Here is a 26966-nt window from a genome sequence, read left to right as displayed (position 1 = left end):
CGGGCCCGAGATGGGCCGCCGACGACCACCTCAGCCGTAGACAGGAGAGAGCTCAGCGAACCATGAGCGCACCGGCTCACCGCAAGCACTATCATCCTTCGCCTCGGCGCGAAGGCAGGGTCAGGTTTTCGAGGCATTCTCCTCGGACGACCACGCAGCTGACCGCCGCGCGCGCCGCGCCCAGCCAGCCGGCCGGCGCGGAGCGGGTCCGCTTCTTCCTCCGGGTGGGCGCCTATTTCAAGGGCGAGTGGGCGCGCATCGCGGCGCTCGCCGTGCTGGTCTGCGCCTCGATCGCGATCAGCCTGCTCCAGGTGTGGCCCGTCGCCGTGATCGTGGATCTCATCTCGACCGGCCCGCGCACGGGGGACTTCGTCCATCGCATCCTGCTCGCGCCGCTCCCGGACAGCCTGCTCGGCCGCGTCCTCGGGCTCGCGGCGATCACGCTCGTCCTCCGCGTGGCGCAGGAGTTCGTGGGCATGGGCCGCGCCTTGCTCACGTTCCGCATCGGCTATGGCGGGCTCACGCGCGTGCGGCGCGACGTGTACCGGAAGCTCCAGGCGCTCCATATGGGCTATCACCGGGCGCAGCCGCAGGGGGACGCCCTCTACCGGCTCAACCAGGACGCCTCCGGGTTCCACGGCATCCTCAACGTGGCGGTCGCGGTGATGGGGAGCGCGCTGACGCTCGCCGTGATGATCTGCATCATGGCCTCGCGCAGCCTGGAGCTCACGCTGCTCGCGCTCGCGGTCGTCCCGCCGCTCCTCCTCACGAACGTCAGGTTCGGGCGCGTGCTGCACAAGAAGTGCACCGAGGCGAAGGAGGTCGAGAGCGAGTTCGCGACGTCCGTCCAGCGCTCGATGGCGTCGATCGGCCTCGTCCAGGCGTTCGGCCGCGAGGCGGACGAGGAGGCGCGCTTCCACACGACGCTGCGCAACAGCGTGAAGGCGTGGCTCCGGCTCCACCACGACGAGCTCCGCCACACGCTCGCCATGGGCTCGATCCTCGGGCTCGGCGGCGCGCTGGTGCTCGGCTACGGCGGCTACCTCATCGTCCAGGCCCGGGCGGGCGGGGGCGAGGCCGGCATGACGCTCGGCGCGCTGACGGCGTTCCTCGGGTACCTGGGCATGCTCTACGACCCGCTCTGCAAGCTGACCGGCGCCGGCGCCGCGGTGCAGGGCGGCGTCGCGGGCGCGCAGCGCGTCTTCGAGGTGCTGGACCGCGACCAGGCGGTCGTCGACAGGCACGACGCGGCCAGCCTCCCGCCCCAGCCGCGCGCGCTCTCGCTCGATGGCGTCGGGTTCGAGTACCGCCCGGGCCACCCGGTGCTGCGCGGGCTCGACGCGACGATCCGGCCGGGCGAGATGGTCGCGTTCGTGGGCTCGGTCGGCGCCGGCAAGACGACGCTGCTCGGCCTGCTGCCGCGCTTCCACAACCCGACCTGCGGCGCGCTGCGGCTCGACGGCATCGACACGCGCGCGGTCCGCGTGGCGGACCTGCGCCGGCACATCGCGCTCGTCCTCCAGGACAGCATCCTCCTGCCGGCGACGATCGCGGAGAACATCGCCTACGGCCGCCCCTCGGCGACCGATCCAGAGATCCGGAGGGCGGCCGAGATGGCGGGGGCGGCCGGCTTCATCGAGGCGCTGCCGGACGGCTACCGGACGGCGATCGCCGACGGCGGGCTCAACCTGTCGACCGGCCAGCGGCAGCGCATCGCGATCGCGCGCGCGCTGCTGACGGACGCGCCCATCCTTGTGATCGACGAGCCGACCGACGGGCTCGACGCCGAGCACGAGCGGACCATCGGCGAGGCGCTGCGGGCCCTGAAGGGGAAGCGGACGATCGTCCTGATGAGCCACCGCCTGAGCACGGTCGTCGACTGCGACCAGATCTTCGTGATGGAGCGCGGCCGCATCGTCGAGCACGGCGGGCACGGAGAGCTCCTGCGGCGGGGCGGCGTCTACACCAAGATGGCGCGCTGGCAGCACCTCCACACCGGCCACGCCGCCGCGGCGAAGAGCAGCCCGCGCCGCGTCCATCCGGCGCCGCCGTCCGACGCGTACCGCGGCGAGGAGGGCAGCTGGGCCGATGGGCTGATGGGCTGAGCGAGACGTCGGCAGGACGTAACAGGACGTAACAGAAGCTCAGCGGACCACAGCGGCGGCGGTGACGGACACGGAGCCGCGTGGACGCCAGCACGCGCAGCGGACAGAAGCGCGCGCAGCGGACGCCGCCGCCGCGCTTTTGGGCGCCGTCCGCCGCCCCGAGGCGGCGAGGACGTGATAGAGCAGGTGGGGCGCGCGCCGGCCGCGCCTTCGCCGGATCGCCATCGATGCTGCGGGCCACGAACATCGACAGCTTGAGCCGCGACACGTTCGACGTCCTCGTCCTCGGCGCCGGGATCAACGGCGCCGTCGCGGCCGCGGCCCTCGCCGCGCGGGGGGCGAAGGTCGCGCTGATCGATCGGGGCGACTTCGCCGGATTCACCAGCCAGGAGTCGTCGAACCTCGCCTGGGGCGGCATCAAGTACATGGAGAGCTTCGAGTTTCCGCTCGTGCGGAAGCTCTGCACGTCGAGGAACCTCCTCCTCAGGAGCTACCCGTCGTCGGTGCAGGAGATCCGGTTCTACGCCGCGCACGAGCGGGGCTTCCGCCACGGGCTCTTCAAGCTCTTCCTGGGCACCTGGCTCTACTGGATCATCGGCAGCTTCTTCACGCGCATCCCCCGCCTGCTCTCCCGCCGGGCGATCGCGCGGGAGGAGCCGATCGTCAACCTGGACGGCTGCGACGGAGGATTCGAATACTCCGACGCGTACCTCGTCGACAACGACGCGCGGTTCGTCTGGGGCTTCGTGCGCGCGGCGCTCGATCACGGCGCGCGGGTGGCCAACTACGTCGAGTCGCTCGGCGCGCGGCGCGAGGGGGGCGCGTGGGTCACGCGCGCCCGCGACGTCCTGTCGGGCAGGGAGCTCGCCGTCCGGTCGCGCGTGCTCGTCAACGCCTGCGGGCCGTTCGTGGACGCGCACAACGAGCTGACGGGCCAGCGGACGAGGCACCGCCACATCTTCTCGAAGGGCATCCACCTCATCGTGGATCGGCTCACCGCGAGCCGGCGGGTGCTCACGTTCTTCGCGGACGACGGCCGGCTGTTCTTCGTGATCCCGATGGGCTCGAGGACGTGCATCGGCACGACCGACACCCGCGTCGAGGGCCCGCGCGCGGCGGTGACGCCCGAGGACCGGCGCTTCGTGCTCTCCAACATCAACAAGCGCCTCAACCTGCCCCGCCCGCTGACCGAGGCCGACGTCATCGCGGAGCGCTGCGGGGTGCGCCCCCTGGCCGTCGAGGGCGGCGGGGACGGCGAGGACTGGCTTCAGCTCTCGCGCAAGCACGCCCTCGAGGTGGACGGGGCGCAGGCCCACGTGAGCATCTTCGGCGGCAAGCTCACCGATTGCATCAACGTGGGCGACGAGGTCTGCGCCGCCGTGCAGGGGCTCGGCGTCGCGCTGCCCCGCCCTGCGCAGCGCTGGTATGGCGAGCCGGGCGAGGCGCTTCGTAAAGAGTTCTTTCACAAGGCGCGCGCCCTCGATCTCGACGCGCTGACGCCGCCGCGCGCCTCGGAGGCGCTCAGCACGCGGCTATGGCGCCGCTATGGCGCGCAGGCGATCGGGCTGCTCGAGGACATCCAGCGCGATCCGAGGATGGCCGAGCCGCTGTTCGAAGGGGCGGACGACCTGCGCTGCGAGGTCGCCCACGCCGCGAAGCACGAGATGATCGCGAAGCTCGATGATTTCCTGCGGCGGCGCACGAAGATCTCGCTCTTGCTCCGCCGCGAGGCGCTCGCGAGGTCGCCCGGCCTCCGCGAGGCGTGCGAGCTCCTCTTCGGGGACGAGGCCGACAGGCGGCTCACGGAGTACTTCCACGAGCACGGCGCCGGCCGCCTCGCGGAGGGGAAGGCGCCCGCCGCGGCGCAGCCGGTCAGCTAGCGCCGCGCCCGGCTCATCGCGCCGGCGCGCCGCAGATGCGGTGGACCAGCTCGAGCAGCGGCTCGATCTGGAGCGGCTTCTTCAGCAGGCCCGCGACGCGCAGCCGCGACGCCTCCTGCTCGACCCGCACGTCGGCGGACACGATCACCACCGGGATCGACGCGAGCGACGGATCGCGCTGGAGCTCGGCGCGGAGCTGCCACCCATCCATGACCGGCATCATCAGATCGAGCAGGATCAGCGCGGGCGGCGCGTCCCGCCGCAGCAGCGCGAGCGCCTCGGCGCCGTCCGCGGCCTCTTCGACGTCGTACCCCTCGAACATGAGGAGCTGCGTCAAGATGCTCCTGATATCCAGATCGTCCTCGACGACCAGGATGCGGCCAGTTTTCTCGATCATGACCGAACCTCACGACCGGACTGCGCCGCGCGGCGCGCTTCCTCTGCCGCCCCGCCGAGCAGCCCAGCTGCGGCCCTGACCGATCGAGTGTTCATGGGGCCGGTGACGCAACTTGAGCGAACGCCGCGGCCCTGGCAAGCGGTCGGTCCCGCGGAGCGGCCCCGCGGCGCGCCGGAGCACGGACCGGCGCGCCCCTATCGGAGCCCGTCCGCCAAGGACGGCGGAGCGCCTACTGAGCGGCCTCCTCGGGAAGCTCGTCCGAGGCCCCGCCCGAGCCGGCGTTGCGCTCCTCTCCTGTCCCCGCGCGATGGTCATGGACAGGCAAGAGCACGCGGAAACACGCGCCCTTGCCGACCTCGCTCTCCACGCCGATCTCGCCCCGGAAGCTCGTCACGATGCCGTGGCAGATCGCGAGCCCGAGCCCCGTCCCTTCCCCGATGGGCTTCGTCGTGAAGAACGGGTCGAAGATGCGGCTCCGCAGCTCCGGCGCGATCCCAGGCCCGGTGTCGCACACCTCGATGCACACGCGGCCGGGCGGCGCGGGGGCGGTGGAGATCCGGATCTCGTTCTCCGACACCTTCCCCTCGGGCAGCGCCTGGGCGGCGTTCACGAGCAGGTTCAGGATCACCTGGCCGAGCTGCGCCTCGTTCGCGTGGACGGCTGGCACCGGGCGGAGCTCCAGGACGAGCCGCGCCTTGCTCCGTATCTGCTGCTGCGCCATCCGCAGGACCAGCTGGATCACCGGGTCGACGTCGACCGGGCCGAGCTCGCCGTAGTCGGCCCGCGAGAACGTCTTCAGGCCGCCCACGATGTGCCGTACCCGCGCGCCGCCCTCCGCGGCCTCGTCGAGCGCCGAGAGGAGCGCGTCGAGGCGCGCGCCGGCCCCCTTCGCGCGGAGCTCCTTGCGCGCGAAATCGACGTTCGCGACCATGTACGCGAGGGGGTTGTTGATCTCGTGCGCCACCCCGGCCGCGAGCGTGCCGAGCGAGGCCATGCGATCGGCGAGCTGGAGCCGCGTCTCCATCTGCCGGCGCTCCGTGACGTCGGACACGGCCCCGAGCATCCGGTACGCCCTGCCGGTCGCGTCGCGCAGCACGATGCCCCGGTCGTGGACGTCGGCGTAGCTGCCGTCCGCGAGCAGGCACCGGTACCAGAGCTCGAACGTGCCCTCGTCCCCTTCCATCGCGCGCCGCAGCCCGTTCATCACGCGATCGCGATCCTCGGGGTGGACCCGCTCGAACCACCACACGGCGTCCTCCTCGATGTCGGCGCCGCCCGTGCCATAGAAGCTCCGCATGCGCTCGCTGCCGGTGACGCGCCCGGACGAGAGATCCCAGTCCCAGAAGGCGTCGCTCGTGGCGCGCACGACGAGCCGCATGCGCTCCTCGCTCGTCCGGAGCGCGTCCTCCGCGGCCTTGCGGGCCTTCATGTCGAAGGCGAAGCAGACGCCGCGATCGCGCGCCCCCTCGACCAGCGCAGGCGCGATGAGGACGGGCACGCGCCGCCCGTCGCGGGCCAGGAACTCCTTCTCGAACGGCGGACAGACGCCGTTCTTCAGGACCTCCGAGAGGGCGCGCTGGTCCGCGGCGCGGTGCTCGGGCGGCGTGATCGCCATCCAGTTGAGGCGCCCCGCCTCGACGTCCTCGCGCGTGTAGCCCACCATGCCGAGGAACGCGTCGTTCGCGTCGAGCACGCCCCCCGCCGCGTCCCACATGAGGAGGCCGATCACCTCCGCGGACGCGTCGCGGAAGGAGCGCGCGGCGCGCTCGAGCAGCGCGCGCTCCGCGGGCGCCCGGTCGGCCACGTGCGCCGACGGCCGCCGCACCCACCACACCGCCGCGTCGAGCTGGATGGCGATCGACGGCTCGAGCGCCGCCGCCACGACCGTCGCGCCCGCCTCGAGCAGCGCCGCGGTCGCGCCCGCGCTCCCGGTGACGGCGACCACGGCTACGCGATCGCCCCCGGGCGCCGCGCGCAGCCGCCGGCAGAGCGCGAGCGTGTCCTCGAGCGGCCCCTCGTCCTCCAGCACGGCCACGTCGAACGGCTGAGTCGCCAGGAGATCCAGCCCGGCCTCGACGTCCCGCGCCGGGACCGCGACATAGCCGCGCGCCGCGGCGAGCGCCTGCGCAGCGCCCGAGGGGCCGCCTGGGAAGATCAGGATCCTGGGTGCCTGTGGTCCCGCCACGCGCGCAACATCCCGCGCGCGGCGCGCAGACGCAATACCGGCGCAGCGGTGATCCACGTTCTCGCACGTTCCGGCGCGTTCCCGCGCTTTCCCGCGCGCTCCGCGCCTACCCCCGCCTCACCCGACCCCGGCCCTCCGGTCGTCGAACCATTGCCACGCGTTCGCGAACCCCACGCGCTGGGATGATTTCTTGTAGCAGAGGAAGTAGAGCCTTCCGCCCTGAACACCGCACTCCGTGCGGTCTTTCCAGCAGGTGAGGAGATCCGGGTCCACGGCCGGATTGCTCGAAAACACCGTCCCTTCCTCGAGCTCCTGTGTCCCGGCGGCGTCCGGGCAGGCCGCCGGGCCGGAGGTCACCGGAATGCCCAACGCGCTCGATTCCACGCCCGCGTTGAAGAGCGCCTCGGCCACCCGGCGCACGGCGGCGGCGCGGTCTGGACCGCAGAGAGAGAGGATATCGAGGCTCGCGCGATCGACCTGGACGAGAATGAAGTTGCGCCCCTCGGTGACGGTGAGCCCGAGCCCGCCCGCGGCGTACTCGTGGCGGAGCAGGTCGGGCGTATCGTCCGTGGCGGCATGGAACGCGTGGCGCGCCTTCACGGCCTCGCCGTGCGGGTTGAGCTCGTCCCTGAAGATGGAGTCGCACCAGTAGAACGACTCCGCGCGCGCCTGGGCCGGCACGTCGTCGAACCGCTCGACGGGCGTGAAGCCGTCCGGCGAGACGCGGGCCACGGCCGCGAGCCACCCCGCGATCTTCGCGTCGACGTCTTGCTTCTGAGATGCGTGCGCGTTCATCCCCAGCCTCCGTTCCTGTAGGTCGCCACGATCTGCTCGACGCGGAACCCGTCGTCCGGCGCCGAGCTGAACCAGATGAGCCCCCAGAAGACGCCCAGGATCGGCTCCACGGAATCGAACACGCCGGCGCCCCCCGCGTAATACCTGGTCACGCCGCCGTGGGAGAACTCGAGGCACGCCTCGTACCGGTTGAGCCCCGGGCTGAGCGTCCCGTCGGGCATGCGCGTATGGGACGCCGGGTAGGTCCTCCCCACCTCCACCGGCCCGTCGACGAGCGCCGCGCGCCACACGCGGCCGCCCTCGACCTTCGTGACGTCGAGCCCCGCCCACGGGTTCTGCTCGACGTCGGCCGACAGCGTCCTGCGCCCGCCGCCGACGTTGGGGTCGCCCCAGACCACGATCATGCGCGTCCGCCCCGGGATCCCGAGCTGGCGCAGCATGCCGCGGAGGAGGCGGACGATCGCCTGGCACTCCCCGCTCTCCTCCACGTGATCGGTCATCGGCCAGGCGCCGCCCTCGTCGTTCATGTACGTCGGGTGACGGTACTTCCGGGGCACCCTGGGGCTCGGCAGGAGCGTGTACGTCGGGAACCTGGCCATGACCCCCTCCACGATCTCGTGGGGATTGAGGGTATCCATCGGCGCGATCCAGGAGACCGCCCTGTCCATCCGCTTCAAGGTCACCCCATCTTCCTGCCAGACATCCTGTCTGTCGGTCTGGGGCCTGCCCATCGTGACATAGACGACGTTCGAGGTCCGGGCGGGCGACACGGTAGCTTCCGCCCCTGCAGACCAGCTCAGGGCGAGGTTGAACTTCTGGATCTTCCTCCCGAGCTGCCGCGAGGAGAAGAGATCGAGCGGCCCGGCGACGGCCCCGCTGCCGCGGCTCTCGAGGACGATGCCCCCCGGCCCCACGGCGCGGATCTCGGCCGCCGCCGCGCTGTAGGCGTCGCGCTGCGCGAGCTCGAGCCGGACGACGATGTGCCGCCCCATCGAGATCGAGAGGGGGACGGCGCCCCCCGGCGTCCACTCCGGCCGTGGGCACAGGGCCCCCTCGTTCCTCCAGCCGCTCTCCTGCTTGCAGTCCTTCAGGAGACCGTGATCGGACCTGAACTCGATGGAATGCAGCGCGATGGGCCGCGCCGCATCGGGCTCCGGGCTCTCCGTGGTCGGATCCGCCATATCGACCTTCCTCGCTCGCGGCGCTCATGCACTCGACTCTTGCCGAGCCGCACGCCGGGTCACGACGATCGTAGTGCGCGAGCCGGCCGAGCCAAGTCGGGAGTCCACGCAGGGGGCGACGGCGCTCTGCCGGCCGCCCCGCCACCCGCGCGCCCGCCCCGCCACCCTCCGCCCCGCCCCGCCCGGAGACAGCGCGCTCGGCCGAGCCCGCGCGGCCTGCGCGCGCTCTCCCGGAAGGCCGGCCGCGGCGCGAGCCGGGTTCCTGCGGAAGCGCGCCCGAGCTAGATTGCGCGCATGTCCAACAGCCTGTTCGTCGTGCATGTGCATGTACGTGTCAGACCCGAGCTCGTCGACGCCTTCCGGAGCGCGACGCTCGAGAACGCACGCGAGAGCGTCAAGGAGCCGGGGATCGCCCGGTTCGACGTCGTCCAGGACACCGAGGATCCCGCGCGGTTCGTGCTCGTCGAGGTCTACAGGACCAAGGAAGCGCCGGCCGCACACAAGGAAACGGCGCATTACCAGCGGTGGCGGGACACCGTCGCGGAGATGATGGCCGAGCCGCGGACCAGCCGGAAATACGTCAATGTCTTCCCTGACGACGCGGGGTATTGACATGGCGCCTCCCAGCAATGAACCCGCCTTCGAGTTCGCCACCGCGACGCGCATCGCCTTCGGCGCAGGCAAGATCGCCGAGGTGCCCGCGGCCGTGCGGGGCCTCGGCGGGACGCGGGCGCTCGTCGTCACCGGGCAGGATCCCGGCCGCGCCGCGCCGCTCCTCGCCGCGCTTGCGGCCGCGGGCGTCGCCGCGGTGCGCTTCGCCGTCGCGGGCGAGCCCACGGTGGACATCGCCCGCGAGGGGACGTCGCGGGCCGCGGCCGAGCGGTGCGACGTCGTTGTGGCGCTCGGCGGCGGCAGCGCGATCGACGCCGGCAAGGCGATCGCCGCGCTCGTCGCGAACGGCGGCGACCCGCTCGATTACCTGGAGGTCATCGGCAAGGGGGGAGCGCTCTCCAGGCCGTCCGTGCCGTTCGTGGCGATCCCCACGACCGCGGGCACCGGCGCGGAGGTGACGCGCAACGCGGTGCTCGCGTCGCCGGAGGCCGGCGTGAAGGCGAGCCTGCGCAGCCCCCACATGCTGCCGCGCCTCGCGGTGGTCGACCCCGACCTGCTCGCGGGCGCCCCGCCCGGGGTGCTCGCGTCGAGCGGGCTCGACGCGCTCTCGCAGCTCATCGAGCCGTTCCTTTCGAGCCGCAGCAACCCGCTCACGGACGGCCTCGCGCGCGAGGGCATCCGCCGCTCGGTGCGCTCGCTGCGCCGCGCGGTCCTGGAGGGCGCCGACGCGCCGGCCCGGGACGACCTCGCGATCGCCAGCCTGCTCGGCGGCCTCTGCCTCGCGAACGCCGGCCTCGGGGCCGTCCACGGCTTCGCGGGCCCCGCGGGGGGCATGTACGACGCGCCGCACGGCGCGGTGTGCGCGGCGCTCTTACCCGCCGTCCTGGAGGTCAACCTGCGGGCGCTGCGCGCGCGCGACCCGGCTCACCGCGCGCTGCCGCGCTTCGACGAGCTGGCCGCGCTCGTCACGGGGCGCGCCGGCGCCAGCGCCGAGGAAGGGATCGCCTGGGTCCGCGAGCTCTGCCGTGACCTCGCGATCCCGGGGCTCCGGCGCTACGGCATGGGTGAGGCGGACCTCCCGGCGCTTGTCGCGAAGGCCAGGGCGGCGAGCAGCATGAAGGCGAACCCGCTGCCGCTCACCGACGAGGAGCTGTTCGACATCGCGGCGGCGTCCTTGTGATCGCGGCGCTGGTGGTATCATCAGGGGGTGGCAAGCCCGTACCGCACGAGACCGCCCACTCCGCCGCGGGTCCGGTCGATCGACCAGCGGCGGCGGATCAGCGTGGCGAGCCTCGTGTTCGGCATGCTCTGCGGTGTGACGGGGATCTCGCTCGCCGACGAGGGGCGGGCCGAGTGCGCGCTGCTGTTCACGGGCGTCTGCGGCTTCGTCTTGCTCCTCCAGCGCTAGGGTGCACCCTAGCCTTGACCCCACCCCCGACGACCGGAGCTCGATGAAGAACGATCCCGCCCCGAATCCCACCCTCGACGCCATGCTCGCCGCCCAGCGCATCGCGTTTGCGCCCGTCATGTTCCAGGTGGCGCGGGTGATGCGAAACCGCGGCGTCCTCAAAGCGCTCCAGCGCGCTGGCAAGGGCGGCAGGACACCGGCGGAGGTGGCCCAGGACACCGGCCTCTCCGCCTATGCCGCCAAGACCTTGCTGGAGGCGAGCCTGAGCTTCGGCCTGGTGGAGCGCGCAGGCGGCGCAAGCGTCGCGAGCGGCGCAAACGCCCACGCAGAGCCGCGAGAGCGTGGCGAGCGCTACACGATCACGCGGGTCGGGCTCATCGTCGAGAATGACAGGATGACCCGCATCAACATGGATTTCATCCATGACGTTTGTTACGAGGGCATGCGCTTTCTCGACGAGGCCATCGAGGGCGGCAAGCCGGCTGGCCTGAAGGTCTTCGGCGAGTGGCCGACGGTCTATGAGGCGCTCCCGGCGCTCCCGCCGAAGGTGAGGGAGAGCTGGTTTGCGTTCGATCACCTCTACTCCGACTCCGCGTTCCCCGAGGCGCTGCCCGTCGTGTTCGAGCGGAGGCCGAGGACGCTCCTCGACATCGGCGGCAACACGGGGCGGTGGGCGATCCAGTGCTGCACGCACGACCCCGACGTGCGCGTCACGCTGCTCGACCTGCCGGGCCAGCTGGAGGACGCGCGCGTCAACGTCGAGCGGCACGGCCTGCTCGGCCGGATCATGGGCACCCCCATCGACTTCCTGGATCACGGCCAGGCGTTCCCGACGGGCTTTGATGCCATCTGGATGAGCCAGTTCCTCGTGTGCTTCTCCGAGCCGGACATCGTCCAGATCCTCCGGCGGGCGGCGTCGGCCATGGGGGACGAGACGGTGCTCTGGATCCTCGACACGTTCTGGGATCGGCAGACGAACGAGGTGGCGGTCCACTGTCTTCACGGCTCTTCCCTGTATTTCACGTGCCTCGCGAACGGGAACAGCCGCATGTACAGCGCCGCCGATATCCGGCGTTGCATCGACGAGGCTGGCCTCGTCGTCGAGGCGGAGATCGACCAGCTCGGCCTCGCCCACACGCTGCTCCGGTGCCGCCGGCGCGACGCGCCCGCGGGCAAGCGCGCGTGAGCGTCCAGGCGAAGCGACGCGCGTGGCAGCCTGGACGATCCCGACCCCGGAGCGAGCGGCGACACAACGGATGAGGCGGCTCGGGGCGGCGCGCCCCGTCCGCCGCCGGCGCGGCGTGACCTGCGTTGCGCCGCGGCGATGACCGGGCGTGGCGCGCGCGAACGGCTTTCGCTCGTGGCCCTCGCGTAGCATAGTGGGGCGACGCCGCCACGGCGCCGCGCCGCGCCATGGGCCCACAAGGAGAAACCGTCGTGTCCCACCCCCCGCTCACCCAGCTCTCCGACGAGGAGCGCCTCTTCCGCGACTCGGTGCTTGATTTCGCCCGGAAGCGCGTCGCGCCGCGCGCGGCGGCGATGGACGAAGAGGGCGCGCTCGACCACGATCTGCTCCCTTCGCTGTTCGAGCTCGGCCTCATGGGCATCGAGATCCCGGAGGCGTACGGGGGCTCGGGCGCGGGCTTCTTCAGCGCGATCCTCGCGATCGAGGCGCTCGCCGTTGTCGACCCGAGCGTGAGCGTGCTCGTCGACGTGCAGAACACCCTGGTGGCCAATGCGTTCCTCCGCTGGGGCACCGAGGCGCAGAAGGAGAGGTACCTCCCGCGGCTCTCCCGCGACTGGATCGGCTCGTATGCGCTGAGCGAGGCGGGCTCCGGCTCGGACGCGTTCGCGCTCGCGGCCCGCGCCGAGCGCCGGGGCGACCGCTGGATCCTGAACGGCCGCAAGCTCTGGATCACGAACGCGAACGAGAGCTCGGTATTCCTGGTCTTCGCCAACGTCGATCCGACGAAGGGCTACAAGGGCATCACGGCCTTCGTTGTCGAGCGATCCTTCCCCGGCTTCTCGGTGGGCAAGAAGGAGAACAAGCTCGGGATCCGCGCCTCCAGCACGTGTGAGCTGGTCCTCGAGGACTGCGAGGTGCCGGAGGGCAACGTGATCGGCGAGGTCGGCAAGGGCTACAAGATCGCCATCGAGACGCTGAACGAGGGCCGCATCGGCATCGGCGCGCAGATGCTCGGCCTGGCCGCGGGGGCGTTCGACCACGCGATGCGCTACATGGGCGAGCGGAAGCAGTTCGGGCAGTCGATCGCGAGCTTCCAGGGCGTGCAGTTCCAATATGCGCGGGTCGCCATGGAGATCGAGGCCGCGCGCCTCCTCGTCTACAACGCCGCGCGGCTGAAGGACGCGGGCCAGCCGTTCGTGAAGGAGGCGGCGATGGCCAAGCTGTTCGCGTCCGAGGTGGCCGAGCGGACGGCGTCGCTCTGTATCGAGTTCATGGGCGGCGTCGGCTTCACCAAAGACTACCCTGTCGAGAAGCTCTACCGCGACGCGAAGATCGGGAAGATCTACGAGGGGACGTCGAACATGCAGCTCTCCACGATCGCGAAGCTGCTCCAGGCGGGATACGACGCGAAGGGCTGAGCGGGGGAGTTCACCCCCGTCCCAACACCGACGTTGCCCTCAGCGCCTCCGCCTCCATGACTCGGGTCTTCGGCGCGTGTGAGAGCACGCGACGAAGACGACGTCATCCATCAGACAATCCTCCGACGGCTTCGCGCGTCACGGCAGCTGCCGCTTGAGATCCGCGAGCCAGCGGCGCGTCGACACCTGCTGCGGCAAGATCACGTCCCGCACCAGGGCGTGCGACTCGGTGTCGAGCTCCTCGATGTCGTTCCGGTAGTCCTTCAGCCCGTGCTCCTCTCCCTCGGCCAGCGCCGAGAGCGCCGTCTTGTGGCCGAGCGCCAGCGCGGTCCCCTCGACGGCCTTGGCGAACGCGCCCCATGGCCCGGAGCTCGCCGGGGGATCGCCTCCGAGCTCCTCGATCCGCCGGCGCAGCACCTTCACCCGCGCCTCGTGCGACGCAAGGTTCAGCCGGAGGTGGTGAGCAACCCAGCCCTGGCGCGCCGCGGCGATGGCCTGACGGTAGGTCTCGACCGCGGACATCTCGCCGCGGCAGAACGATTTGAGCTGCTCGATCGAGTCATCGTCGATGAGTCCGTCCAGGCCCACGCTCTCGTCTGCGAATGCGACCGGTTCCATGGGGTACTCTCCTGAGATGTCTGGTGAACGCCCGATCCCTCTCCTCCTTACCTCCCAAGGTGGGCCACCACGCCATACGTCCACGCAGGAGCCGTGATCGCCAGGGATCGTCACCGCTGCGGGAAGGCGCGCGCCCCCTGTTGCCTCAGGGGTACATGTTCGCCTCGTACTGCATCAGTCTCGGCTGAACTCTTTCATTCCCTTCAAGTCCCGTTCCAATGTCCGGGACTTTGCGGTCATGAAGCGAGCTCATCGATCCGGCGGCGGCCCCCCTCCAGCGACGACGCAGAGCGCTGAGCGCCGGCGGCTCACAGCGCGGCGAACACGCGGGCTCCCTTGCCCGTGCCGCAGAAATCGCCGTTGCCTGCGTCTCGCAGGATGGCGCGCAGCGCCGCGGCATCCTTCTCGTCGCGCGCGAGGGCGCCGAGGAGCATCGCGCCTTCCTTGAGGCGCCTCTCGACCTCCGGCGCGCTCTGCTCGGGGATCCCGGCGTCGACGAGAACGCTGCTCAGGCTGGCCGTCTCGCTCGCCGAGCTCGCGTCCGCGAGCCTCACCGCGATGGGGCCGGCCACCGCGAGCCGCAGCCCCGGGACCACGAGCCCCGCGCTCGCCGCGGCGAGGACGGAGGTCAGCGCGCTCCCGTGCGAGGCCGCGCCGTATGCGCGCGAGCGCAAGATATGCTGGCGGCGCGTCGCCTCGCTCACGATGGCGCAGACGTCCCGTCGCGTGTGCCCGCTGTCCAGGATGCGCCGGACGACGTCTTCGGCCTCCCCACGTGCTCGCACCATCCCCGTGATCAACCGCTGGCTCGCCATGCAGACCTCCTTGGCTGAGGGTTCGCGCCGCGCGCGCTGGTTTCCAAGGAGCTATGCACAACACGAACCGTACCGCGCGCGTATCCGGCGGGAGATCGCGGGCCGCTCGCGAACCCAGCAACAGCCCCCGTCGCGTCCGCGGCACGATGCCACAGCGAGGCGATCACGCTGTGACGCAACGACACGGCAAACTCGTCGGGAACAGCGTGGCCAGGCGCATCCCGCGCGGCTGCTGCGGCGCTCGCCGCGGCGCGGCTCAGGCCGCGGCGCGTCGTTCCCTGGGGAGACGCTTCGCGCTCTTGCCGGCTCGCCGCGCGCTCACCGCGCGCACGCTCTCGCTGAGGCGGGTCACGAGCGGCACGGCCTCTCTCTCGCCGAAGCCGCGGACGATCCGGAGCATCTTCGCCTCTTCCGGCCGGAGCGCCGCGAGCGCCCCGTCCGCGACGGCCTCCTCGGCGTCGATCAGCGATTGCAGGGCGCCCTCCGTGTAGGCGCGGATCACGGCGGGGTGGACATAACAACGCTGGCAGACCGCTCGTGTGTTGCCCAGACGGGCAGACACCCTGTCGATCACCTGCGCCACGCGCTTCTTCACCTGGCGGACCGAGCTCGCGATCTCCATCTCGCAGAAGAACGACGCGCACAGCACGGTGCCGGTCCAGGTGCGGAAGTCCTTCGCCGTGAAGTCGTGGCCCGCGACCGAGCGCAGGTACTCGTTCACGTCTTCCGAATGGATCCTTTGCCGCCGGCCCTCGCCGTCGATGTACTGGAACAGCTCGTGGCCGGGCACGTCCTGACAGCGCTTCACGATGCGGGCGAGCCGCCGATCCCGCACCGTCATCCCGTGCTCCTTGCCGCCCTTGCCCCTGAAGTGGAACCTGATGAGACTCCCCTCTATCTCGACGTGCTCGTCGTGGAGCGTGGTGAGTCCATACGAGTCGTTGTCGCGCGCGTACTCGTCGTTCCCTATGCGGATCGACGTCTCGTCGAGCAGGCGCACCACCGCCGCCAGCACCTTCTCGCGCGGCAGGCCAGGGAGCGCGAGATCCCGCTCGCTCGCCGCGCGGATCGCCGGGAGCGCCGCGCCGAACGCGAGCATGCGGTCGTACTTCGTCTCGTCGCGGACCTCGCGCCAGCGCGGGTGATACCGGTACTGCTTTCGGCCGCGCGCGTCCCGCCCTGTCGCCTGGATGTGCCCGCGCTCGCTCCGGCAGATCCACACCTCGGTCCACGCGGGCGGGATCGCGAGGCGGCGGATGCGCGCGAGCGTCGCCTCGTCCTTGACGGGGCGACCGTCGGCGTCGACGTAACGGAAGCCCTTGCCCGCCCCTCGCCTGGAGAACCCCGGCTCACCGTCGTTCACGTAACGGAGCCCGGCCGACTCGGCGGACTCGACCGGTGACGGGGTGAGCTGCCCTGTCCCCGCGAGCTCACCGTCAGCGCGGGCGAGCTCGACCGTCTCGACGGACTCGACCGACACGCTGACGCGGCGCCGGCGGAGGACGACGCCGTTCGCGGATCCGCGCATCTCGCGGCGCGGGGCGCTCCGTGGGCGGCGCCTTTCACGGGTGGTCGTGGCGCTTCCGCTCTTCATGGCGCGGGCCGCTCAGAGCGCCTCCTGCGCGACCGCGCTCGGAGCGCGCCGCCGCGCGCGATCGCGGTGCGCGTCATCGATGCACCGCCTCACCTCGGCGTCGATCGCCGCGATCGCCATCCGGTTGAACATGCGCAGCGGCAGCGGCATGTCGATCGCGAAGTCGACGGCCCTGGGCCGGAGCTCGAGCCGCCCGGAGAGCGTGAAGCCCTTGAAGGAGATGCCGACATCCGCGCGCCGCTCGTCGCTCCAGAAAATGGAGGGAGCGTACTCCGCGTATCGATCACAATACTTCGCCATCGCCCGCAGGACCGCGCTCTTCGCTTCTTCGTCGTTCAGGTCGTGATGGACAGTGTGGTTCATGGTGACCTCGGGTGATGGCTGGAAGCTGGAAGATCGACACCAGCGGACCTCCAGCGGCGTCGACGCGACAGGCTCGCCAGCGCCGGCGTTCGCGGGGTTAGCAAGCCGGGTGCCTGCCGGGTCCGACGGGGGCCCAGCGCTCGCGGCAGGGCCATTTCCGGGCGCGTCCGCGCGAGATCGGGCCCCCCCGCGGTCCGCGCATGTCGAGGTTCGCCACGAGCGGGGCAGATCGCCACGGCCAGCCTTGAGCCCGCCCCCTCGCGCCGCGGCTCAGCTCGCGGCATGGCGCGTGCGATCGATGGGGCTCATGCACGCGCTCCTGCACGAAGCTGCCGCGCTGAAGTCTCCACCTGCGCTCAGCGGGCGTTTCGGGCCACGGGCCAGGAGGGCGCTGAAGGCGCTGTTGATCCTGCCTCTCGCGCTGTGGCTCGGCTACGTCGTCGTCGTGAACGTCATGCTGAGCACGGGGCTCATCGCGAGGCTCGTCAGCTACAACCCCGTCGACGCCTCGCTCTATTACGGCTCGGCGTGGAGCTTCTGGCCCGGCGTCGTTCACGTCAAAGAGCTCCGGCTCAGCGGCTCCGACAGCGTGCTTCAGTGGGCGGTGGAGCTCGACGAAGCGGACGTCGATATCCACCTGACCGATCTCCTCCGGAAGAAGTTCTATGCGGAGGACATCCGCGCCGCGGGCTTCGTGTTCCGGATGCGGATGCTCGTGGATCCGACGAGCGAGCGTGATCTGGAGGCGCCGCACATCCAGGCGCTGCCGCCCATCCCGGAGTTCGCGAACCCGCCGCTCAAGCCGGAGCTGCCGCCGAAGCACGATCTCGAGAACTCGGACGAGGGCTACAATTTGTGGACGGTGCACCTGGAAGGCATCGACACGACGCTCAAGGAGGTCTGGATCCAGCAAGTCCGGTATGCCGGCGGCGGTCGCGTGCGGGGAGGGTTCTATTACAAGCCCCTCCGCGCCGTTCGCGTCGGGCCCGTCGCGCTGGAGCTCCGGTCCGGCGAGGTCCACGTCGCCGATCGCGTCGTCGCGCGGCTCGACGCCGACGCCGACGTGACGATGAGCACGTTCGACCCGAGGGACGTCGACGGGCTCGACGTCCTCGAAACCGCCTGGGCGCGCGTCCGCCTCGACGCGCAGCTGCCGGGGCTCGATTTCATCCCCCTTCCCGCGGGTGATGGCGCCGGACCCCGGCTCGAGGACGGGAGCGGAGAGCTCCGGACGAACCTCGTCGTGAACCGGGGGAGCGTCGAGCCGGGCAGCACCGCGTCCTACGAGACGAGCCATTTCGTGGCCTCCACCGCGTCGCTCCGCGCGACCGCCGAGGCGCGCGCGGCGCTCCGCGTCGACGAGCGCGGAGCGGCGCGCCTCGCCGTGACGCTGCCCCGCGCGACGCTCGAGCGCCCGGGAAGCGGGTTGCCGCCCATCGTCGTGGAGAGGGCGAGCGCCACCTTCGACGCGCCGGAGCTGCACCTCCTGCGGCTCCAGCCGGGGTTCGCGTCGAAGGTGGATGTCGTCGCCGCGGCGATCCCGGACCTGCGCTGGCTGAACGCCGAGGGCGCCGCGCCGGACGCGCCGCGGTTCACCGGCGGCGCAGCCTTCCTGCGGAGCAGCCTGGAGGTCGACCCGCTGGGCCGGGGGACGGGCTCGCTGAACCTGCTGTTGAAGCACGGCGCCCTGCAGTGGAAACAGACGAAGGTGAAGGGCGACGTGGCGGCGCGCATGACGCTCGACGCGGCGAACGTCCTGAATCAGGCAGCCAAGCTGCGGAAGGGCCGCATCGACATCGAGGACCTCGCGGTCGAGCACGAGGGCGAGGCGGTCCCTGGCTGGTGGGCGCACATCGACATCGAGGACGCCGAGGTGAGGCGGGGGCTCATGGAGGCGGCGATCCGGTTGGAATGCAAGGACGCGCGGCCGGCCGTGATGCTGCTCGACGCCGAGGATGCCATTCCCGGCTGGGCCGCGGGGCTCCTCACGATGGAGGGGCTCAAGGCATCCGCGAAGGTGAGGCGCGCGGACGCCGGCGTCGATTTCAGGCTGCTGGAGGCGACGGGGGGCGATCTCGCGATCCGCGGGCGGCTCACGAAGTCCGACGGGCAGACCCCCAGGGGGGCATTCCTCGTGAAGAGCGGGCTGCTCTCGGTGGGGATCGCGCTCGATCGGGACGGGGCCGGCGTGCACCCCCTCGCCGGCGACGACTGGGTGAACGAGAAGATGATTGCGCTGGGCAGGTGATCTCGCCGGACGACGCCGGTGGGCCATGGGGCGACCGCCGCGCGGCCCGGCCCCGCGCATCGACTGTCTTCGCGCTTCAGCGGGCGCTCATCAACGAACGGGCGCTGGCCGGAGAGACGGAGAGAGGAGGGGGAGAGTTCAACGCAAAGGCGCAAAGACGCAAAGGCGCAAGGGAGAGAGAGAGAAAAAACTCATGTATTTTTGCGCCTTTGCGTCTTTGCGCCTTTGCGTTAAATTCTCCCTCCGGACTCCTGGCGGGCGGAACTAGCCGCGAGCCTTCTCACGAACGGCGATCTGCCGGATCGCCTCCTCGATCGCCCCAGCGACGCCGCGGATCCGCGGGACGCGCCGCAGATCCCGGTGGACCACGAGGTACACGCTCACCGTCGGGAGCGGCGTCGCGCAGGCGAGCCGCCGCAGCCCGGGCACGTCGCGCGCGAGCGCGTCCGCGAAGATGCAGATGCCCTGGGACTCGCTCGCGGCCGTGAGCATCGCGTCGTCCGAGCTCGAACGGAACGGGAACCGGCGCGCGCCGCGGGCGACGAGCCACCGCTCCTGCTCGGACTCCCGCCCCGGCCCGTCGTAGCCGACGAAGTCGTGCCGCGGGAAATCCGCCTCGCGCAGGTGGCCGTCGCGCAGGTGGCGCTCGACATACTCGTTCGAGGCCCACAGGCCGTACGAGAACGTGCCGAGGCGCTTCTCGACGAGCGCCTTCGACGACGAGCGCACCGTCCGGACGCCGAGGTCGGCCTCACGCTTCGCCACGTCCGCGAGGCGCGCCTCCGACGCGAGCTCGATCAGCGTCTCGGGGTGGATGCGCCGCCACGCGGAGAGGACCTTCGCCATCGGGCGCGCGAAGCTCTCCTTGATCGAGACGCGCACCACGCCCTCGAGCGACTCCGCGCCGCGCGCGTCCCTCCCCTCGACGCGGAGCTCCCTCTCCATGCCCTCGGCGAGCGCGACGAGCGCGCGCGCCGCCGGATCGATCGAGGTTCCGGCGGTCGTCCGGTGCACGAGCTTCCGGCCGAGCGCGAGCTCGAGCGCGTCGATGCGCCGCCCGACCGTCGAGGTGGAGAGCCCGAGCGCCTTGCCCGCGCCGAGGAAGCTGCGGCGCCTTTCGACCTCGAGCAGCACGCGCAGGTCGTCCCAGGAGAAGGCGTCGTTTTTCATCCGTGGAACTCCGATGCCCGAAGATGCCCGTTCTCGCGAATCCACCCAGAGCTTACACATGGAGGCATGACGCGACACCCCTTCGAGAACCGGAACGCCCTGATCACTGGAGCCTCCACCGGCATCGGCGCCGAATTCGCCCGCCAGCTCGCCGCGCAGCGATGCCACCTGATCCTCGTCGCCCGCTCGCGCGACAAGCTCGAGGCGCTCGCCGCCGAGCTGCGCGCCGCGCACGGCGTCCGGATCGAGGTGATCGCGGACGATCTCACGAGCGAAGGGGCGATCGGGCGCGTGCACGCCGAGGTCGCGCGGCGCGGCGTGACCGTCAATCTCCTCATCAACAACGCCGGATTCGCGACCCACGGCCGCTTCGAGGAGACGCCGATCGAAAGGCAGCTCGAGGAGATCACGCTCAACGTGAGCGCGCTCGTCGCGATGACCCACGCGTTCCTGCCCGACCTCGTGAGGACGCGCGGCGCGGTCCTCAACGTCGCTTCCACGGCGGCGTTCTACCCGATCGCCTCGATGGCGGTGTACGGGGCCACCAAGGCCTTCGTGCTCTCGTTCAGCGAGGCGCTCTGGGCCGAGCTCGGCGAGCGGGGCGTGAAGGTGGTCGCGCTCTGCCCCGGCGCGACCGAGACGCCGTTCTTCGAGATCGCCGGGGAAGCCGCGGCCGTGGGCGCGAAGGCGAAGGCGAGCGACGTCGTGCGGCTCGGCCTGAGCGCCCTCTCGACGGGGCGAACCCACGCCATCCACGGCCTCGGCAACTACATCCTCGCGAACCTCGGGCGCTTCGTGCCGCGCGCCATGGCGGCGCGCCTGACGGCCGACGTCATGCGGAAGAACCAGGTGCGCGCCCTGCCCGCCAGGACGGCGGGCGCACGTCCCTGAAGCTGCGCTCGGCCCGGCGCCGCGCCGCCCCCCCGCGGCGCGTCAGGGCGACACGGGCGCCTTGAGGGCGAGCTCGCGCCGCAGCAGGATCTGCTGGAGCCCGAGCTGGCCGAGCGTGGTGCAGACCGAGACGAGCCAGATGGTGTGCATGCGGAAGCCGGGGCGCGCGCTCAGGACGAGCACGGGGAGGACGAACGCGACCGCGCGCGCCCCCGAGGCGGCGAGCGAGGGCCAGGTGTTGCCGAGGCCTTGAAAGACGCCGGCGCAGACGAACACGATGCCGCTCGCGAAGTAACCCCAGGAGGTCACCTGGAGGTAGTCGACGCCGGCCGCGACGACGTCCGGCGCGGGCGAGAAGAGCGCGACGAGCGGCGCGGGGAAGACCTGGCAGATCAGGGTGAAGAAGAGCATGAACCCGAGCACGAGCTTCACGCTCTCGAGCGCGGTCTCTCGGACGCGAGCGTAGGCGCCGGAGCCATAGTTCTGGCCGACGACCGCCGCAGCGGAGAAGCTGATCGCCACCGCAGGCATGAAGCCGGCCTGCATCAGCCGCAGCCCGATGCCGAACCCGGCCTGCGCCTCCGAGCCGAAGGGGCGCGTGACCACGTAGATCACGCCCATGGTGACGGCCAGCAACAAGAACTCCGCGCCCGAGGGCAAGCCGATGGCCACCAGCTTTCGCCAGGTGGCGAGGTCAGGCTGCCAGTCGGCGAGGCGGAGGCGAAGGAAGGTCTTGCCGCGCAGCAGATAGACGGCGAGCCCCACGACGGCGGCCGCGGTCGCGAGGAGCGTGGCGAGGCCCGCGCCGAACACGCCGAGCGGGCGCCCCGATACCCAGCCGAAGACGAGGAAGGGCGCGAGGACCATGTTGAGCAGCACGCTCGCGGTCTGGGCCACGAGCCCCGGCTTCATGTCGCCGATCCCGCGCAGGGCCGAGCCGAGCCCCACCATCGTGAACTGCAGCGCGAGCGCCGGGATGAACGCGAGCAGAAAGCTGCTCGCGAGCTCGGCGGTCATGGCGTCTCCCGAGAGCCTCTCGGCGTACGTGCGGTGAAGCGCGAGGCCGAGCACGAGGAAGAGGGCGCCCGCCCACGTGGCGAGGCTCTGCACCTGGTTGAACAGGCGCTGCACCTCGCCGAGCTCCTTCCTTCCGGCCGCCTGCGAGACGAGCGCCACGCAGCCGACCGAGAGCATCTGCGTCGCGGCCAGCGAGACGAACATCAGGTTGCTCGAGACCGCCACGGCGGCGACGGCCTCCTTCCCGAGGCGACCCACCCAGTAGATGTCGATCAGGCCATAGAGGGTCTGGATCGCCATGCCGGCCAGGATGAACAGCATGACGCGCACGACGTGCGCGCGCGGCTTGCCCTGCGTCATGTCGTGCACGCCGCGCGGCGCGGACGGCGCTTCGACTTCGATGTTGGTGTCCATATATTTTACCGGGTAGTATCTGACCGTCTCGTGGATCGCGGCTCGGCGGCCGCGGCTACCTCGTTCGCCGCGGCTTGCCCTCGTGCGCCGCTGGGAAGGCCCCGCCCTCGCGCAGGAGCTCGTTCAGGTGCTCTCGCACGTCCGCGGGCCAGGAGCGGGTGAGCTCCGTGAAGCGCCGCTTGTCCGACGCGAAGAGCGCGCGCGACGCCTCCTCGAACAGGGGCAGGTCGCCGGCCATGACCCACATGAAGCGGCTGGCGGCGGCGCGGGCCTCCCGGGCGCGGTCCTCGTCCGGGGCGCGCTTGCTGGCCTCCTCCACCAGCCTGCGGAGCGCGGCCGAGATCCCCTGCGGCTGGCGCTCGAGCCACTCCCAGTGCCGGGGCAGGAGCGACACCTCGCGCGAGACGACCCCGAGCTTCGGGCGCCCGGGGCCCGCCCTGGCCGGGCGCTCCGGCCTGGCGCGCGAGAGGACCTGATCGAGGGTGCCCCGGAAGTCGAAGTCGACCTGTTTCCCCGAGGCGTCCTCGAAGATCAAGAGCCGGAGCTCCGGATCCGCGTCGAGCCGCCTCTTGGCCTCGCGCAGCGTCTCCTCCAGCGTGCCGCGGACGACGCGCTCGGCGCCGGCGAAGGCGGTGAACGTAGGCAACGTCGGCGGGTCGCTCATGACGCCGGCAATATTACCCGGGTATATTCCCCTGGCAAGGGCCGGACGCGACGAGCGTGGCCCGGAGGCTCCGCTCTTGCGGTTTTCCGTGCAAAAGCAGAGAGTGGCGGGATGATGAAGCCCTCGTGCCTTGTGGCGATCGCCGCCTTGCTCGCAGCGCCGCTGCTCACCTCTTCTTCAGCGCGGGCGGACGTCCCGCCGCCCGAGAGCTGCGACACGCCGGGGTCGAGCTGCAACAACGCGGGGCCCGCCTACAACGAGCCTGGCACGTGCACGCAGCAGAAGTGTCAGCGAACGCTGCCGGGCGAGGACGGCGGCTTCACCACGATGGAATACGACTGCAATCTGTGCATTGCGTCGGGCGGGAGCGCGACGTCGGCCACGGGCGGGGACGCGACGTCGGCCGGCAGCGCGGGCGCGGACAAGGCGTCCTCGGACGACGGCGGCTGCGCCATGAGCGGTGCCGCCTCGGGCGGCGCAATGGCGGGGCTGATGCTTCTCTGCGGCGCCGCGGCGCTCGTGACCGCCCGCCGGCGCCGCTGAACCGGGCCTCGACCGTGCGCGCGCCCGGTCCTCCGCCCGCGAGCGTGGCCCGCCTGCTCGAACGCGGCGTCGCGCCGCTCGACGGCGCGCGGCGGCGCCTCTTCGGCCTGCTCCGCCGGAGCGAGCTCGCGATCGCGGTCGTGGCGCGCCCCGATCGCAGGATAGCCACCCTCGCCGCGGCCAACGCGCTCGGCGCCTTCACCCTGGCGGTCTTTGCGCCGAGCGCGCTGCTCGTGCTCGGGCCCGTCCTGCTCGGCGTCCTGCACGTCGCGGCCGACGTGCGCTACCTCGTGCTGCGGCGCGGGCTGCCGTCGTGGTGGCGCGGCGTCGTCTGGACGGCCTGCGCCGCGCTGGTGGGGCTGCGGGGCGCCCAGGAGCTCTTTGGCTCGGCCGCGGCGCTGCTCCGCGCCGAGCACGCTTTGCTCGCCGCCTGGCTCGGCGCCGCGATCGTCGCCGGCGCGCTCGCGTCGCGCGCGTGGCGGCGCGTCGCGCTCGCCGCCGCCGCCGCCGTGGCGCTGTCGGCGGCGGCGCTCGCCGCGCCGCGCGGCTTCCGGCTCGTCCTCGCGCACGCGCACAACCTGGTCGCGCTCGCGCTGTGGCTCGCGCTCTTCCGCCGCCGGGTGCGCGCGGTCGCCTGGCCGCTCGGCCTCGTGCTGGCCGGGACCGCGCTCCTCGCGAGCGGGGCGATGACCTCGCTCACCCTGCGCGCCGGGTGGCTGGATGCCTTCGGGCTGCACCTCTTCCTGGCGAGCGACTGGCTCGCTCCCGGGCTGCCGACCCGCTCCGCGGTCGCGCTCACCGCATGTTATGCGTTCCTGCAGTCCGTCCATTACGCGGTCTGGCTGCTGCTCATTCCCCAGGAAGATCACCCGGGCCAGCGGACAACCACCTTCCGCATGTCCGCGCGCTCGCTCCGGCGCGACTTCGGGGACGCAGGGCTCGCCGCCGTGGCTCTCATCGCCGGCCTGGTGCTGCTCGGCGCCCTGCGCAGCGCGCTCGGCACGCGCAACCTGGTGCTCTCGCTCGCCTCCTTCCACGGGTACCTGGAGCTCGCGCTGCTCGCGTACTTCTATGTCCGCGGCGACGTCGGCCGGCGCGCCGCGGAGGCGCGCCAGGAGCGGTCCGGGCGCGCGCGCGGGGTGGACGGCGGCGGGCCCGAGATCGCCGCGCAGCCGGCCGCGCCATGAGCCGCGTCTTCACCGATCCGCTGGTGGCCGCCTGGGCGCGCGCGTTCGCGTTCACGCTGCTCATCGAGCTCGCCGTCGCCTCACCGCTGCTCGGCGCGTCGGAGCGGTCACGAGGCCGCCGCGCCGCGCTCGTCGTCGTCGCCAACCTCGCGAGTCACCCGGCGGTGTGGTTCATCTTCCCCGCGCTCGCGATCGGCGCCACGGCGCGACTGGCCCTCTCGGAGCTCTGGGCGGTGCTGCTCGAGCTCGGCGTCTACCGGCTCGCGCTGCGCGAGCTGCCTGCCACGCAGGCCATCGCGGCCTCGGCGCTCGCGAACGGCGCGTCGCTCGGGCTCGGGCTGCTCCTGCGCGCAACGACCGGCTGGGTGTGAGCGGGCCGCGGAGCGCCGCTCCGCCGGCTCCGGAGCGACACCGCCGCGGACAGCGCCCCTGCGCGGGCGGGCTCGTCCGACGCGAGCGAGACGCGACATCGCTCGTTCGCCGACAGCGTGGGTGATCGTCTCACGCAGCGCGGACGGCTCCGCTGCGCTATGACTGCGAGATGTTTGGTCCAGGGCGCCCTCAGTACCCTCCGCAGCAGCCGCCTCAGTACCCTCCGCAACCGCCGCATCACTACCCTCCGCAGCCGCCGCCTTACTACCCTCCACCGCCGCCGCAGCGCCCGAAGTCCGGCCTGTCGCCGCTCGTGATCGTGCTCATCGTCCTCGGCGGGTTGTTCGCGCTGGGCGTGGGCGCCATCTTCGTGATCGGCGGCGCTGTGTACCTGGTGGCGAGCGCATCGCCGGAGCAAACCGTCGTCGAGACCACGCCTCCCGGCGTGTCGACCGCCGGCGGCCTCTCGCCGGTGGTGCCCACGTCGACGAGCACCCCGCTTCGCCCCGACCAGGAGGCCGACGAGGCGGCGGGCGAAGGCCCGTCCAACGGCGACCGCGCCGCGGGTGATGCCCCGTCGCCTGCTGCCGGCGACGAGACGGGTGACGCGCCGGCGCCTCTGCCGACAGCGGCGCGGACACCCACCTCACCGAGCGAGGGCTCCTCGAATGGAAGCCCGAGCAACGGTAGCGCGGCGGGCGGGACGTCCTGGTGGTGTACGGCGAGCGCGTCCGTGCGCGTCTGCGGCTTCGCGGGCGCGTGCAACTATCAGATGGTGTTCGGCAATGGCTCGGCGAAGGACCGCTTCATGGCGTCGCAGCAAGCGAAGCGGTCGTGCGAGGCGAGCGCCCGCGCCAAGGGAGCCACGGCCTTCTGCGTCGTGCAGTGCAGCCCTCGCTGACGGGCGATGACGTCGCTCGCTCCGCTCCGCTCAGCTCCTCGCGCCAGCGCTAGTAACCGCCGCTGCCGCCGACCCCCGCCGCGCTGTAGCCAGAGCTGTAGTCGCCGCCGCCCGCGCCCCCGGTGCCGCCCACAGTCACGTTTCCGCCGTAGTAGTAGTCGTCCGGATCTTCGTAGACGTTGATACCGAGGTTCAACTTGCCGTTGAGCCACAGCTCGCTGCTCCCGATACCGAACGCATACTCGGCCCAGGTCGTCGAACGCGGCGAGACGTACAGGTAGACCCGTTGCGACGAGAGCAGCGTGGCCTCCACGTTCGGCTCCGTCACCGTGCCGTCCTCGACCTTCTCGAAGTGCCAGCCCGGAAGGAGCGTGACGCTGTACCCTCCCTGCTCCAGATCGACGAGGAGGGAGCTCGAGTCCGGATCCTCGTCCTCGCTGCTGACCGTCACCACAGTTCCGTAGCCACCGCCGACAGCCATGGCTGAGGTATTCTCATCTTCGTAGTAGTAATAACCGTTCGAGATCTCGAACGTGGCGTCGCGGAGCCGATATCGCGCTCCAGACGGTGCATCGGCCGCGAGCGGCAAGCTGATCGAGCCGACGTCCGGCCCGCGATCAGCCCCCTGCGAGCCGCAACCGCTGAGCAAGGCCGCGAACACCACGCCAGCCGCCGCCACCGACCCAAACCCTCTGATCGTCTTGGTCATTCTATCCTCCGGATAAGCTGCCCCTCCGGACCGACGGCGGCGTGTGTCGTGACCTGCCATCGGTCCAGAGTGGGTCACCACCTGAGAGCAACCCGCGGGCCAGCCTGGATTTGCCGTAAATCAGCGCGTTCCCATGGGCACCGCTCAGCACCTGGCGCACACTGAGCCAATCGTTGGGCCATAGCTGGCCTGTGCCAACGCCTGATCTGTGCCACCGAGAGCGCACGCAAGCCGAGGCCGGGAGCCTCATGGCGCCGACGACCGTCGGTCGGCTGAGCCGGACCGGCTCGTCA

General features: G+C 71.6%; 25 protein-coding genes. 13 read left to right on the top strand and 12 right to left on the bottom strand.

Going from position 1 to position 26966, the window contains the following annotated elements; translation table 11 throughout:
• The first annotated feature begins 62 nt into the window (after positions 1 to 62).
• Together WME97_RS06495 and WME97_RS06490 are read left to right on the top strand one after the other, a co-directional pair.
• Complete coding sequence (locus WME97_RS06495; RefSeq protein WP_437550303.1) at positions 63 to 2105, top strand: ABC transporter ATP-binding protein; 2043 nt, start codon at positions 63 to 65, stop codon at positions 2103 to 2105.
• 227 nt (positions 2106 to 2332) lie between these two features.
• Complete coding sequence (locus WME97_RS06490) at positions 2333 to 3985, top strand: glycerol-3-phosphate dehydrogenase/oxidase (protein WP_437550302.1); 1653 nt, start codon at positions 2333 to 2335, stop codon at positions 3983 to 3985.
• Positions 3986 to 3998: 13 nt separating this feature from the next.
• Here the strand turns inward: WME97_RS06490 and WME97_RS06485 are convergent, their stop codons facing one another.
• The 4 genes from WME97_RS06485 to WME97_RS06470 all read right to left on the bottom strand — a co-directional run bounded on the left by WME97_RS06485 (position 3999) and on the right by WME97_RS06470 (position 8543).
• On the bottom strand, positions 3999 to 4382 hold the full coding sequence (locus tag WME97_RS06485; protein WP_437550300.1) for a response regulator: 384 nt from the start codon (positions 4380 to 4382) through the stop codon (positions 3999 to 4001).
• A gap of 229 nt (positions 4383 to 4611) precedes the next feature.
• Positions 4612 to 6567 (bottom strand): ATP-binding protein, encoded by a 1956-nt coding sequence (locus WME97_RS06480; RefSeq protein WP_437550299.1) that lies wholly within the window; start codon positions 6565 to 6567, stop codon positions 4612 to 4614.
• 117 nt (positions 6568 to 6684) lie between these two features.
• The gene (locus WME97_RS06475; protein WP_437550297.1) at positions 6685 to 7362 is read right to left on the bottom strand and encodes a hypothetical protein; all 678 of its coding nucleotides are present in this window, start codon (positions 7360 to 7362) and stop codon (positions 6685 to 6687) included.
• Positions 7359 to 8543, bottom strand: coding sequence for a hypothetical protein (locus WME97_RS06470; protein WP_437550295.1), 1185 nt, complete (start codon positions 8541 to 8543; stop codon positions 7359 to 7361). The genes WME97_RS06475 and WME97_RS06470 overlap by 4 nt, the downstream gene beginning before the upstream one ends.
• A gap of 294 nt (positions 8544 to 8837) precedes the next feature.
• Between WME97_RS06470 and WME97_RS06465 the strand changes: the two genes are divergently transcribed.
• The 5 genes from WME97_RS06465 to WME97_RS06445 all read left to right on the top strand — a co-directional run bounded on the left by WME97_RS06465 (position 8838) and on the right by WME97_RS06445 (position 13167).
• Positions 8838 to 9155: a putative quinol monooxygenase gene (locus tag WME97_RS06465; RefSeq protein ID WP_012233804.1), complete on the top strand. Its 318-nt coding sequence runs from the start codon at positions 8838 to 8840 to the stop codon at positions 9153 to 9155.
• A gap of 1 nt (position 9156) precedes the next feature.
• Complete coding sequence (locus WME97_RS06460; protein ID WP_437550293.1) at positions 9157 to 10335, top strand: iron-containing alcohol dehydrogenase; 1179 nt, start codon at positions 9157 to 9159, stop codon at positions 10333 to 10335.
• A gap of 27 nt (positions 10336 to 10362) precedes the next feature.
• Positions 10363 to 10563 (top strand): hypothetical protein, encoded by a 201-nt coding sequence (locus tag WME97_RS06455; RefSeq protein WP_437298260.1) that lies wholly within the window; start codon positions 10363 to 10365, stop codon positions 10561 to 10563.
• A 43-nt stretch (positions 10564 to 10606) separates the two neighbouring features.
• Positions 10607 to 11749 (top strand): class I SAM-dependent methyltransferase, encoded by a 1143-nt coding sequence (locus WME97_RS06450; protein ID WP_437550291.1) that lies wholly within the window; start codon positions 10607 to 10609, stop codon positions 11747 to 11749.
• Between the two features lie 251 nt (positions 11750 to 12000).
• Complete coding sequence (locus WME97_RS06445; RefSeq protein ID WP_437550289.1) at positions 12001 to 13167, top strand: acyl-CoA dehydrogenase; 1167 nt, start codon at positions 12001 to 12003, stop codon at positions 13165 to 13167.
• A gap of 138 nt (positions 13168 to 13305) precedes the next feature.
• Here the strand turns inward: WME97_RS06445 and WME97_RS06440 are convergent, their stop codons facing one another.
• The 4 genes from WME97_RS06440 to WME97_RS06425 all read right to left on the bottom strand — a co-directional run bounded on the left by WME97_RS06440 (position 13306) and on the right by WME97_RS06425 (position 16557).
• Positions 13306 to 13785 carry a DUF2383 domain-containing protein gene (locus WME97_RS06440; protein ID WP_437550287.1) on the bottom strand — a complete coding sequence of 160 codons (480 nt, stop codon included), beginning with the start codon at positions 13783 to 13785 and terminating at the stop codon, positions 13306 to 13308.
• A 308-nt stretch (positions 13786 to 14093) separates the two neighbouring features.
• On the bottom strand, positions 14094 to 14600 hold the full coding sequence (locus tag WME97_RS06435) for a hypothetical protein (RefSeq protein ID WP_437550285.1): 507 nt from the start codon (positions 14598 to 14600) through the stop codon (positions 14094 to 14096).
• 256 nt (positions 14601 to 14856) lie between these two features.
• Positions 14857 to 16194, bottom strand: a complete 1338-nt coding sequence (locus WME97_RS06430) for a DNA topoisomerase IB (protein WP_437550283.1) — start codon at positions 16192 to 16194, stop codon at positions 14857 to 14859.
• Positions 16195 to 16206: 12 nt separating this feature from the next.
• Complete coding sequence (locus tag WME97_RS06425) at positions 16207 to 16557, bottom strand: polyhydroxyalkanoic acid system family protein (RefSeq protein WP_437550282.1); 351 nt, start codon at positions 16555 to 16557, stop codon at positions 16207 to 16209.
• A gap of 403 nt (positions 16558 to 16960) precedes the next feature.
• On the opposite strand from WME97_RS06425, the gene WME97_RS06420 reads away from it, so the two are divergent.
• On the top strand, positions 16961 to 18805 hold the full coding sequence (locus tag WME97_RS06420; RefSeq protein WP_437550280.1) for a hypothetical protein: 1845 nt from the start codon (positions 16961 to 16963) through the stop codon (positions 18803 to 18805).
• Positions 18806 to 19069: 264 nt separating this feature from the next.
• Here the strand turns inward: WME97_RS06420 and WME97_RS06415 are convergent, their stop codons facing one another.
• Positions 19070 to 19975: a LysR family transcriptional regulator gene (locus WME97_RS06415; protein WP_437550278.1), complete on the bottom strand. Its 906-nt coding sequence runs from the start codon at positions 19973 to 19975 to the stop codon at positions 19070 to 19072.
• A 66-nt stretch (positions 19976 to 20041) separates the two neighbouring features.
• On the opposite strand from WME97_RS06415, the gene WME97_RS06410 reads away from it, so the two are divergent.
• A complete protein-coding gene (locus tag WME97_RS06410; protein ID WP_437550276.1) occupies positions 20042 to 20866 on the top strand; it encodes an SDR family NAD(P)-dependent oxidoreductase in 825 nt (274 codons plus the stop codon).
• A gap of 42 nt (positions 20867 to 20908) precedes the next feature.
• Here the strand turns inward: WME97_RS06410 and WME97_RS06405 are convergent, their stop codons facing one another.
• Positions 20909 to 22297 carry an MATE family efflux transporter gene (locus WME97_RS06405; RefSeq protein WP_437550274.1) on the bottom strand — a complete coding sequence of 463 codons (1389 nt, stop codon included), beginning with the start codon at positions 22295 to 22297 and terminating at the stop codon, positions 20909 to 20911.
• A 55-nt stretch (positions 22298 to 22352) separates the two neighbouring features.
• A complete protein-coding gene (locus tag WME97_RS06400; RefSeq protein WP_437550272.1) occupies positions 22353 to 22961 on the bottom strand; it encodes a DUF2239 family protein in 609 nt (202 codons plus the stop codon).
• A 111-nt stretch (positions 22962 to 23072) separates the two neighbouring features.
• Here WME97_RS06400 and WME97_RS06395 point away from each other — a divergent pair, with 111 nt between their 5' ends.
• From WME97_RS06395 to WME97_RS06380, 4 genes are all read left to right on the top strand, one after another.
• Entirely contained in the window at positions 23073 to 23504 is a 432-nt protein-coding gene (locus WME97_RS06395; protein WP_437550270.1) for a hypothetical protein, read from the top strand.
• A 14-nt stretch (positions 23505 to 23518) separates the two neighbouring features.
• On the top strand, positions 23519 to 24691 hold the full coding sequence (locus tag WME97_RS06390; RefSeq protein ID WP_437550268.1) for a hypothetical protein: 1173 nt from the start codon (positions 23519 to 23521) through the stop codon (positions 24689 to 24691).
• On the top strand, positions 24688 to 25062 hold the full coding sequence (locus tag WME97_RS06385) for a hypothetical protein (RefSeq protein WP_437550266.1): 375 nt from the start codon (positions 24688 to 24690) through the stop codon (positions 25060 to 25062). The genes WME97_RS06390 and WME97_RS06385 overlap by 4 nt, the downstream gene beginning before the upstream one ends.
• A 170-nt stretch (positions 25063 to 25232) precedes the next feature.
• Positions 25233 to 25964, top strand: coding sequence for a hypothetical protein (locus WME97_RS06380; protein ID WP_437550264.1), 732 nt, complete (start codon positions 25233 to 25235; stop codon positions 25962 to 25964).
• Between the two features lie 49 nt (positions 25965 to 26013).
• Here WME97_RS06380 and WME97_RS06375 read toward each other — a convergent pair whose 3' ends face one another.
• The gene (locus WME97_RS06375; protein ID WP_437550262.1) at positions 26014 to 26673 is read right to left on the bottom strand and encodes a hypothetical protein; all 660 of its coding nucleotides are present in this window, start codon (positions 26671 to 26673) and stop codon (positions 26014 to 26016) included.
• Positions 26674 to 26966: the final 293 nt, after the last annotated feature.

Source organism: Sorangium sp. So ce367 (genome assembly GCF_051520455.1).
Taxonomy (GTDB): domain Bacteria; phylum Myxococcota_A; class Polyangia; order Polyangiales; family Polyangiaceae; genus Sorangium; species Sorangium cellulosum_B.
Note: the sequence above shows the minus strand (reverse complement) of the source record. Positions and strands in the feature narration are given on the sequence as shown.

What these genes read in the sequence shown, in the direction of transcription:
- WME97_RS06495 (WP_437550303.1), top strand. Translation starts at nt 63, where the DNA reads ATGAGCGCACCGGCTCACCGCAAGCACTATCATCCTTCGCCTCGGCGC.
- WME97_RS06490 (WP_437550302.1), top strand. Translation starts at nt 2,333, where the DNA reads ATGCTGCGGGCCACGAACATCGACAGCTTGAGCCGCGACACGTTCGAC.
- WME97_RS06485 (WP_437550300.1), bottom strand. Translation starts at nt 4,382, where the DNA reads ATGATCGAGAAAACTGGCCGCATCCTGGTCGTCGAGGACGATCTGGAT.
- WME97_RS06475 (WP_437550297.1), bottom strand. Translation starts at nt 7,362, where the DNA reads ATGAACGCGCACGCATCTCAGAAGCAAGACGTCGACGCGAAGATCGCG.
- WME97_RS06470 (WP_437550295.1), bottom strand. Translation starts at nt 8,543, where the DNA reads ATGGCGGATCCGACCACGGAGAGCCCGGAGCCCGATGCGGCGCGGCCC.
- WME97_RS06465 (WP_012233804.1), top strand. Translation starts at nt 8,838, where the DNA reads ATGTCCAACAGCCTGTTCGTCGTGCATGTGCATGTACGTGTCAGACCC.
- WME97_RS06460 (WP_437550293.1), top strand. Translation starts at nt 9,157, where the DNA reads ATGGCGCCTCCCAGCAATGAACCCGCCTTCGAGTTCGCCACCGCGACG.
- WME97_RS06450 (WP_437550291.1), top strand. Translation starts at nt 10,607, where the DNA reads ATGAAGAACGATCCCGCCCCGAATCCCACCCTCGACGCCATGCTCGCC.
- WME97_RS06440 (WP_437550287.1), bottom strand. Translation starts at nt 13,785, where the DNA reads ATGGAACCGGTCGCATTCGCAGACGAGAGCGTGGGCCTGGACGGACTC.
- WME97_RS06435 (WP_437550285.1), bottom strand. Translation starts at nt 14,600, where the DNA reads ATGGCGAGCCAGCGGTTGATCACGGGGATGGTGCGAGCACGTGGGGAG.
- WME97_RS06430 (WP_437550283.1), bottom strand. Translation starts at nt 16,194, where the DNA reads ATGAAGAGCGGAAGCGCCACGACCACCCGTGAAAGGCGCCGCCCACGG.
- WME97_RS06425 (WP_437550282.1), bottom strand. Translation starts at nt 16,557, where the DNA reads ATGAACCACACTGTCCATCACGACCTGAACGACGAAGAAGCGAAGAGC.
- WME97_RS06415 (WP_437550278.1), bottom strand. Translation starts at nt 19,975, where the DNA reads ATGAAAAACGACGCCTTCTCCTGGGACGACCTGCGCGTGCTGCTCGAG.
- WME97_RS06410 (WP_437550276.1), top strand. Translation starts at nt 20,042, where the DNA reads ATGACGCGACACCCCTTCGAGAACCGGAACGCCCTGATCACTGGAGCC.
- WME97_RS06405 (WP_437550274.1), bottom strand. Translation starts at nt 22,297, where the DNA reads ATGGACACCAACATCGAAGTCGAAGCGCCGTCCGCGCCGCGCGGCGTG.
- WME97_RS06400 (WP_437550272.1), bottom strand. Translation starts at nt 22,961, where the DNA reads ATGAGCGACCCGCCGACGTTGCCTACGTTCACCGCCTTCGCCGGCGCC.
- WME97_RS06395 (WP_437550270.1), top strand. Translation starts at nt 23,073, where the DNA reads ATGATGAAGCCCTCGTGCCTTGTGGCGATCGCCGCCTTGCTCGCAGCG.
- WME97_RS06385 (WP_437550266.1), top strand. Translation starts at nt 24,688, where the DNA reads ATGAGCCGCGTCTTCACCGATCCGCTGGTGGCCGCCTGGGCGCGCGCG.
- WME97_RS06380 (WP_437550264.1), top strand. Translation starts at nt 25,233, where the DNA reads ATGTTTGGTCCAGGGCGCCCTCAGTACCCTCCGCAGCAGCCGCCTCAG.
- WME97_RS06375 (WP_437550262.1), bottom strand. Translation starts at nt 26,673, where the DNA reads ATGACCAAGACGATCAGAGGGTTTGGGTCGGTGGCGGCGGCTGGCGTG.